At 61.7% G+C, this 5822-nt stretch carries 4 protein-coding genes and 1 tRNA gene; 4 read left to right on the top strand and 1 reads right to left on the bottom strand.

Annotated elements, in window-relative coordinates; genetic code table 11:
* Nucleotides 1–387 precede the first annotated feature (387 nt).
* Nucleotides 388–464 (bottom strand) — tRNA-Met (locus QZ079_RS07520).
* A 312-nt stretch (nucleotides 465–776) separates the two neighbouring features.
* Between QZ079_RS07520 and glmS the strand changes: the two genes are divergently transcribed.
* From glmS to QZ079_RS07500, 4 genes are all read left to right on the top strand, one after another.
* Complete coding sequence (gene glmS / locus QZ079_RS07515) at nucleotides 777–2636, top strand: glutamine--fructose-6-phosphate transaminase (isomerizing) (protein WP_297037175.1); 1860 nt, start codon at nucleotides 777–779, stop codon at nucleotides 2634–2636.
* Between the two features lie 224 nt (nucleotides 2637–2860).
* Nucleotides 2861–3166: a CDP-alcohol phosphatidyltransferase gene (locus QZ079_RS07510; RefSeq protein ID WP_297037173.1), complete on the top strand. Its 306-nt coding sequence runs from the start codon at nucleotides 2861–2863 to the stop codon at nucleotides 3164–3166.
* A 199-nt stretch (nucleotides 3167–3365) separates the two neighbouring features.
* Entirely contained in the window at nucleotides 3366–3863 is a 498-nt protein-coding gene (locus QZ079_RS07505; RefSeq protein ID WP_297037171.1) for a MarR family winged helix-turn-helix transcriptional regulator, read from the top strand.
* Between the two features lie 103 nt (nucleotides 3864–3966).
* Nucleotides 3967–5822: ABC transporter ATP-binding protein (locus tag QZ079_RS07500; protein ID WP_297037168.1), on the top strand; the 1856-nt coding region annotated here is incomplete at its 3' end.

Genomic DNA, 5822 nt, shown 5'->3' with positions numbered 1-5822 from the left:
ACGAGCTCGCAAGACGTTACGTGTGAACCTACGACCTCCGGGTTATGAGCCCAAGAGCTACCAGACTGCTCCACCCCGCACTATCTGGTTGCGCCTTTGCGCAAACAAGTACTTTACGACTTTCGCAACTGGCATGTGGGCCCCCTTCATTGCAGATATATGCGGACTGCTATTTCCTGAATGGCTGATACTGATTCTTGGATAAAGAGTAAGGTCCCCAGTTCACCAGTCAAGGTCCCCAGTTCACCAGTCAAGTTCCCTAGTTCCACAGTAGAGATACTGAGTTCATGAGTTGCATGACTGAGAGAACAAGCCAACTAAAGCCCCTAATAGAAGGGCGAAAACAAAAAAGCTCGGAGGCCATATGACCTCCGAGCTGTACATGCTTGGTCGCGGGGGCAGGATTTGAACCTACGACCTCCGGGTTATGAGCCCGGCGAGCTACCAGACTGCTCCACCCCGCACTATCTGGTTGCGCCTTTGCGCAACCAAGTACTCTACGACTTTCACCTCGTATATGCAAGGGGTTGCGGCAAGATTGTGTCGGCGTCTCCATAATTGCGCAGGCTAGCCTACTAATGTGCCGGAACACGTGGTCTCGGGCGATACTCTGGCATCATAAAGTGCATACCAGCTCACCATATGCCATGCATAACCGCTTGATAGAATGCTGCCCATGCGGCTGTTTGGTGGCACCTCGTGCACGGCTGCGATATTCGCGCACGACCCGACCCCGCTGCCGCACTACGAATAGACTTTTGCGAAAGGATGCGCCCATGTGCGGAATCGTTGGATATACCGGTAGCGAGCAGGCGAAAGACATCCTCATCGGAGGCCTCAAACGCCTCGAGTACCGCGGGTACGATTCCGCGGGCGTCGCGCTCGAGCAGGCCGGCGGCGACGGCATCGACGTGTTCCGCCGCGTGGGCAAGGTCTCCGGACTCGAGTCCGAGCTCGCGCATCTCGATCATACTTCGACCTGCGGTATCGGTCATACGCGCTGGGCGACGCACGGTCGTCCCTCCGTGGCGAACGCACATCCGCACTCGAGCTGCGATGGTCGCATCTCCATTGTCCACAACGGTATCATCGAGAACTTCGCCGAGCTCCGTGAAGAGCTCGAGGCGCGCGGTCATCACTTCGCGAGCGACACCGACACCGAGGTCTTCGCTCACCTCATTGAGGAGGCATACGAGAGCGGCAACGGCAAGCCCGGCACGCACGATCTGCTCGCTGCCGTACGCGAGGCGTGTACGCACGTGATTGGTGCCTACGGCCTCGCCGCGATTTGTGCCGACGAGCCCGGCGTGATTGCCGTCGCCCGCAAGGACAGCCCCATCATCATCGGCAAGGGTGAGACCGGCAGCTACGTGGCCTCCGACGTCATCGCGGTGATCGATGCGACGCGCGACGTCGTGGTGCTCGAAGACGGTCAGTTCGCCCGTCTCACGCCGGAGGGCATCTCCTACACCGACGCCGACGGCAACGCCATCGAGCCCGCCGTCACGCATATCGACTGGGACATCGACATGGCAGAGAAGGGCGGCTATCCCGACTTCATGCTCAAGGAGATCTTCGAGCAGCCGCGCGTGGTACGCGATACGCTTGTCGGCCGCCTTTCCGGTGCCGGCGAGCTCGACATCGACGAACTCGGCCTCACCTATGAGGAGCTCGACCTTATCGACCGCGTGTACGTGATCGCATGCGGCACGAGCTTCCACGCCGGCCTCATCGCCAAGAACCTCATCGAGTCCTGGGCGCGCATCCCCTGCGAGGTCGAGGCAGCGAGCGAATTCCGCTACCGCAACCCCATCATCACCCCCACGACGCTCGTGGTCGCCGTGTCGCAGTCCGGCGAGACGGCCGACACCCTCGCGGCGATTCGCGATGCGCGCATCAAGGGCGCGAAGGTGTTCGGCATCACGAACGTGGTGGGCTCGCCCGTTGCGCGCGAGAGCGACGGCGTCATCTACACGAAGGCGAACAAGGAGATCGCCGTCGCGTCGACCAAGAGCTTCATTGGCCAGGTGGTCTCGCTCACGCTGCTCGCGCTTCTGCTCGCGCAGGTCAAGGGCAAGCTGAATACCCGCCAGGTGAAGCTGCTCTTCCGCGAACTCGGCGATACGGCGGAGCAGATTCAGTGGATTCTCGATACGCAGCAAGAGGCCATCCACGAGGCGGCGCTCGCTTGCAAGGATGCGCATTCGGCGCTGTTCGTCGGACGCGGCATGGGTGCTGCTATCAGCAACGAGGGCGCCCTCAAGCTCAAGGAGATCAGCTACCTGCATGCGGAGGCGTGCGCCGCGGGCGAGATGAAGCACGGCCCCATCGCGCTCATCGACCCTGGGTTCCCGGTCATCGCGGTGACCACGAAGAGCCCCGTCTACGACAAGGTGGTTTCGAACCTCAAGGAATGCGAGGCACGCGGGGCGAAGATCATCGTCGTGGCAACGGAGGGCGACGAGGACATCAAGCAGATCGCCGACCACGTGATCTGCATTCCCGAGGTGCGCGACGCGTTCACGCCCATCACGGCGACGGTTCCGCTGCAGCTACTGGCGCGTGAGGTCGCGCTCATGCGCGGATGCGACGTCGACCAGCCGCGCAACCTCGCGAAGAGCGTGACCGTGGAATAGCCGGATGTCCCAAAAAGGGACAGGAGCGTTTTGGGACATCTATGGGGTTGTGGAGAATCTGCAGCCTGGGAAGCATTTTCCTGGTGTTTTGCCCGCCCACCCGTCTCACTGTACCGCCCACCTAATTGAGTGAATGGCGCAAGCACATCCCGGGTTTACTAAAACCAGACGGATTATTGGCCCGGCGCTTACCGTTCGGTACGCCTGACGTAAGGGAGGACATCATGGGACTCAAAGCCGAGGAGGCGTTCGAGACAGACTTCGAAGGGTTCCTGGGGTACCTGCGCTCCAAGACGCGCGTATTCATGGATGTGGATGATGGCCAGTACTACATCACCCACACCGATGGGTACTGGAGGGTGCAGGATTGCTCCAAGTTGAACGAAAAGGGGCGCTTCACGGATTGCTCCGAGTTGGTGCCCACGATGTCCGAGCTCGTTGAGCTTCCGTGGCACGATGGCAAGAGCATTCACGACCTCTTTGCGGACGCGAAGTTCTATGAGTCCATCCAAGAGGGCTGGTCGCTCTAATCTGGTTGTGTAAACGCAATGCTTGCGGCGGGTGTCGGGATTCGACACCCGCCGTTTTTGTTTTCTGCCCTCGCTTGGCGCGATTTGGGAAAACGAGAGTCCAATCCGTTGACGATAATCCGAAATCGGACTAATATGTCGATGCGACGCTTCTTACAAAGGGGCGCGCAAGGCGAATGTGCGACGAGGGGTGTGGAACGTGGTGTCGAACAGCGGGGTAGACGGTGCGGCTGGTGCCGAGGAGCTCCATGGTGCGCCGATGGAGCTCGACTTGCTGTACAACGAGATCGACAAGCTCTATCACGCGTACGCGCGTGGCTGCGGCCTTTCCGACTGCGCGTACTGGATGCTGTACGACCTCGTGCTCGCCGGAGGGGAGTTGCCGCTCACGCGGCTCACGGCGTCGTGGTCGTATAGCAAGCAAACGATCAACTCTGCGCTCAAGAGCCTGCAGGCGCGTGGGTATGTTGAGCTTTCATTTATGGAAGGCAGTCGAAAAAGCAAGCTTGCGCGGCTCACGGATGCTGGCCATGCGTTTTCAGAGGAGCATATCGAGCCGGCGATCCTGGCGGAGCAGCGTGCGTTCGAGACGCTCGGCCCCGAGGAGCAGCGGGTACTCGTCCGCCTGGTGAGGCGCTACGCCGACGCGCTCGAGGCGCAGATCACCGCCTGCAGCGCGAACGCGCCGAACACCTAGCCACGAGGTGGTTCTGCCGCCGCGCAGGCCGCTCCGACGTGGGGCGCTGCTGCGAAGGCGGCGTTTCGTACCCATCCCAACATGCGACTGAATGAGGCATTGCATGAGAATCCTGATGCGTTTTCTCAAACCATATAAGCTGCAGACGTTCGCCGTGCTCGCGGCGCTTGCCGTGAACCTGCTCGGCGTGCTGCTCGTGCCCACGATCTTGGCGAACATGATCAACATCGGGGTGGGCTCACGCGATTTCGACTACATCATCGAGCAGGCGCTCTTCATGCTCACGGCCGCGATCCTCTCGGGCGCGGGCGCGTTCGTGTCGAACTACTTCTGCGCGGATCTCGCCACCAAGGTGGGACGCGACATTCGCAACGCCGTCTACGAGGCGTCGCTTTCGTTCTCGGGCGGCGACTTCGAGCAGTTCGGCACCGGCTCTATGATCACGCGTACCTTGGGTGATGTGAACGTGATCCAGATGGCCATCACCATGACGATCCAGATGATGCTGCCCGTGCCGTTCGCCGCGGTGATCGGCGTCGCGCTCGCGTGGTCGATCGACCGGCAGATGGGCATCATGCTCGCGGGCTTCATCATCGTGGTCGCCATCATCGCGGTTGTTACGGTCAAAAAGGCGGCCGTCATCTTCCAGAAGCTCCAGCGCTTCATCGATCGCATGAACGTGCGTCTACGTGAGAGCATCACCGGCGTGCGCGTCATCCGCGCGTTCGGCAAGGAGCAGGTGGAGCAGGATAGCCTCGACGAGGCGTTTTCTGCATACGCCGATAGCGCCATCAAGGTGAACTGGCTCTTCGCGACGTTCGACTGCTCGTCGTTTTTCATCATGAACCTCGCCGAGGTCTCGGTCATCTGGCTCGGCGGCAACCGCGTGGGCGCGCATGCCATGCAGATCGCATCGATCTCTGCGTGCGTCGAATACGCCATGCTCATCCTGTTCTTCCTCATGATGGCGCAGATCTGCGCGCTCACCCTGCCGCGCGCCCTCGTGTGCCTCGAGCGCTGCCGTCAGGTGATCGATTGCGTGCCGAGCATCGCGGACGGCGCGGCGCATTCGCTGCCGAAAAACGGCGTCGAGGGCGATGTGCCTGCCGGGAGCGCGGAGACGGGCGAGCCCCGAGACATCGTGGCGCACTTCGGCAACGCGTCCTTCAAGTTCGCCGATGCGAGCGAGGACACGCTCCACCACATCAACTTCTTCTGCCGTCGCGGTACCACGACGGCGATCATTGGCCCCACTGGCTCGGGCAAGTCTACCATCGCGAAACTCCTGCTGCGCTTCCACGACGTGAGCGACGGCTCGGTCGAGGTGTGCGGCGTCGATGTGCGCAGCATCACCCAGCAGGCGCTGCGCGACCGCATCTCGTACGTGCCGCAAAAAGCCTGGCTCTTCAGTGGGACGATTGCCGAGAACCTGCGGTATGGCGACGCGAACGCCACCGATGAGGAGCTTTGGCATGCGCTCGATGTGGCGCAATCCAGCTTCGTGCGCGAGCTGCCCGATGGCTTGGACACGCGCGTCGCGCAGGGCGGCACGACCTTCTCCGGCGGCCAGCGCCAGCGCCTCTCCATCGCGCGCGCTTTGGTGAAGAAGGCGGACCTCTACATCTTCGACGATTCGTTCAGCGCGCTCGACTTCAAGACCGACGCCGCGCTTCGCCAGGCGCTTGCGAAGGAGGTCGCGGACGCGGCGGTGCTCATCATCGCGCAGCGCATCAACACCATCGTGAACGCCGACCAGATCATCGTGCTCAAGGATGGCTGCATCCAGGGGCTGGGCACGCATCGCGAGCTCATGCGTACGTGCGCCGCGTACCAGGAGATCGCTCGTTCGCAGTTGCGTGCGGAGGAGCTTGAGGAGCTCATGGGCGCGGGCGTGAACGGGGGCGCAAGTACGGGCGGTGACGTCTCGGACAAGACGGCCGGGGTTCAGGCGTCGGCCTC

The organism is uncultured Enorma sp., from assembly GCA_905210055.1.
GTDB lineage: Bacteria > Actinomycetota > Coriobacteriia > Coriobacteriales > Coriobacteriaceae > Enorma.
Note: the sequence above shows the minus strand (reverse complement) of the source record. Positions and strands in the feature narration are given on the sequence as shown.

Excerpts from the sequence above, each read along its gene's own strand:
- QZ079_RS07510 (WP_297037173.1), top strand. The coding sequence starts at position 2,861 with ATGGGACTCAAAGCCGAGGAGGCGTTCGAGACAGACTTCGAAGGGTTC.
- glmS (WP_297037175.1), top strand. The coding sequence starts at position 777 with ATGTGCGGAATCGTTGGATATACCGGTAGCGAGCAGGCGAAAGACATC.